The organism is Syntrophomonas sp. UBA5494, assembly GCF_002426325.1.
Window position 1 is genome coordinate 1 of sequence record NZ_DIPG01000013.1, and the last position, 3124, is coordinate 3124.

Here is a 3124-nt window from a genome sequence, read left to right on the forward strand (position 1 = left end):
GTGGTCAGGCCGTGGGCATCGTAGCCGTATTGGGTCAATCCGCCGTTTACGTCCTGTACCGTGGTCAGATTGCCATCCATGTAGCCGTATTCCGCGTTGCGCCCCATGAGATCGGTGATCTCGGTCAAATGGTTTTCGCTGTCGTAATCCAGGCTCAAGTTCTGCCCGCTGCCCGGATCGGTAACTGTGCTGAGCAGATCGCTACTATAGGTGAATTCCAGACTGTTGCCGTTCTGGTCGGTGCTGCTTTCCAGCTGCCCGGAGGCATTGAATACGTATGCGCTGTGATCCTTAAAGGTCAGGGTGTAGCCGTCATCAGGGCCTAAAGCCAGTTCTTCGTAGCAGCCGGGAGGAGGGCTGTAATCGCTGCCGTCCAGGGTAAATACATAAACATGGCCGTCGGCATAAGACACGGCAATACTGTCGTCGGGGTTGACGGCGAGATGGACATTGTAATTATGCGTCCAGCCCTTGCCTAATGGGCCGGTATAGTCATCCTGGCTGTTGTAGAAGCGGGTGAACCGCAAGCCGGGTCCGGGCAGGGGGATGTCTATATCGGTGTTCTGCTGGATGAAGTTGCCGGTGGAGAGGTTGACCGAGCCGTTATAGCCGCAGAAGGGGCGCAGGCCCAAGAGGTCTTTGGAAATGATTTTGCCTCCGGCTTCCAGGTAGGGATAGCCGTCATTTTCGTTCGGGTCGATTTTCCATATGTTTTCAAAGTCCCAGCCGACATAGGTTTCTTGAAGCTTCATTTCTGCGGTGGTTTTTGGGAACGCACTATTATCATCTAATTGCGATTTTTCATAATCATAATAACAATCATGTATCGTTTCATATATTTCATCATGATCATTATAGTAAACACCAGCAAATCCTGTTAATATCCAATTCTCAACGTCTGGGATCCGGTCTGGGATTATTCTACCACTTGTATAGCAGTTACTCATCTCAGCGTCTTCTTCATCGATATCACCCGTAAAGCCGCCGATATTACATATCATCCAAATATCTTCATCTTCACAAGATACTTTTATATATATATCACCAGTTGAATAATTGTTTATGACGCCTTCCCAAATGCTCCCAATGAACCCACCACAACAAGTTAAATAAACGCTTGTAACACCATCAACTAGTTCTATATTAAAATCAACAGATGAATAGCATTCACTAATGGACGTATCCCATCCGGCAAATCCGGTAAAACCACCAATACTATTGCCATTATCTAACTTTAAGTTAACTTCTCCTTCGCTATAACACCTGTATGTATGTCCACCAGAAAACCATCCGATAAAACCACCAAATGCATTAACACTATTACGCGTACTAGTAGTGCTTAACATACTTAAATTAATAGTAGAATGACTGTCTTCAATTTCACAACTATCACACCACCCAATAAGACCCCCAACACTATCAACATCTGACCTACCATCATCGTCACCTTCCAAAACCAAATCGAGCGTGGCATGACATTTTATTATAACGCCTTCAACAATCCATCCAATTAATCCACCTACAGAACCTGCTTCGGCAGCCCCTGTTGATATTACAGCCGAGCAATTCCTTATATCAATATTTTCTGCCCAACCAGCTATCCCCCCGATAGAATCTACCTCATTATAAAATTCCTCCGTAAAAAAAATTCTTCCCTGCACATGGCAATTATCTATAGATGCATTGTATACCCAGCCTGCTAATATACCAGCATCAGTTATGAATGTAGTCCCGACAACAGCATCAAGTATATTAACATTGCATATACGACCGTTCTCAACTGAAGCGAACAAACCATTATCTGCATATTCAGGCCGTTTGCCTGGAGTTGACTCATGCCCTGTTGTTATAATCGACAGATTAGTTATCTTGTAGTTATTACCGTCATAGAATCCCTGAAAGCTACAATGTGGGTCTGTACCACCCTGTATAATTGCTGTACCTATCGGTAACCAATCTTCATATCCGCTCAAATCAATATCGGCCATTTGGACATAATGGCCGCCCAAATTATAGCGGACGTTGTACAAATCCTCCGCAGTCCATATCTCGATTACTTCTTCGGTGGATTCTGTTGTTGCAACAGCAGCAACTGTATTACGGTTTGCTCTCGCTCTTTTCTGCTCAAGTAGCTGGGACTTCCATTCACGATACTCATCCCGTGAGAATGGCTTTTTACCAGGATTTTCAGGAATGTCCAGCTGCAATTCCGGTTCTTGATCGTTGTTTAATGGTGGCGTGTTTTCTGGGGTGTTGTCTGGAGGGTTTTCGGGCGAATCATTGTCGTCCACAATTTCAACGGTAATGGCGTCATTTGCAGAACTACTCAATTCTTCAGCTTTTGTTAAAGCGCTGTCAGGATACGCGAAGAAAATGGCGCATAATAGAAGTGCGATCAGCAAGAAGCGTGGCTGTAAAACTCGTTTCATGACCTACCCCCTCATTTTTTCTGCCTTTTGAAATGAATTCATTGTCTATCCCCCACCAATATTGCCAATACTATCCATTACGACATTTTATTGCTATTTCCTGCCACAATATCATGAACTGCTGCGAATCAGACATGAACGACCGTTTTTGTCATAAAATGATTTCATGCTCCGCCAGATCTACTCCGCCAGAGATTACCGTTGGATAAAACGCAACGATCTGCAGCTTTGTTAAGTGGAACACCCCGAAAAAGCTTCCATAGTTCGATCAGGTACGGCAAATTGCTTGGCGAATAAGAGCGCTATTCGAGCCGCAACCCACGTCTTTCGGTTTGTTTTAGTTTATAATTGTTTATTTTGGTTGATAATAATTGCAAAGTTACATACAATGGAGTTGGAGGTGAGCATATGAAAGCGGACAAAGATCTGATAACCGCCCAAAGCCTTGCTGAAGCCTTGAACCTGTCGGTAGAAACGATTTGGAGATATACACGTGAAAAGAGGATTCCGTTTGTTGAACTGGGCCGCAGGCAGTATCGTTACCAGCTTGAGGAGGTAGTTAAAGCGCTGGATGGCGGTGGGGTTCATGAACAGTCAGCCCGCTATGAGACCAGGCCCGCCAAAAAGCTTACTTATCAGGACTATCTGGAAATCCCCGATGAACCGGGCTATCGTTTTGAGATCCTCAACGGCAT

The 3124-nt window shown here is 44.8% G+C and carries 2 protein-coding genes; one reads left to right on the plus strand and one right to left on the minus strand.

Going from position 1 to position 3124, the window contains the following annotated elements:
• The coding region (locus B3W37_RS01835; protein WP_483174609.1) for a DUF6531 domain-containing protein at window positions 1-2429 on the minus strand (2429 nt) is incomplete at its 3' end.
• Between the two features lie 408 nt (window positions 2430-2837).
• Between B3W37_RS01835 and B3W37_RS01840 the strand changes: the two genes are divergently transcribed.
• On the plus strand, window positions 2838-3124 hold a 287-nt coding region (locus B3W37_RS01840; RefSeq protein ID WP_483174610.1), incomplete at its 3' end, for a helix-turn-helix transcriptional regulator.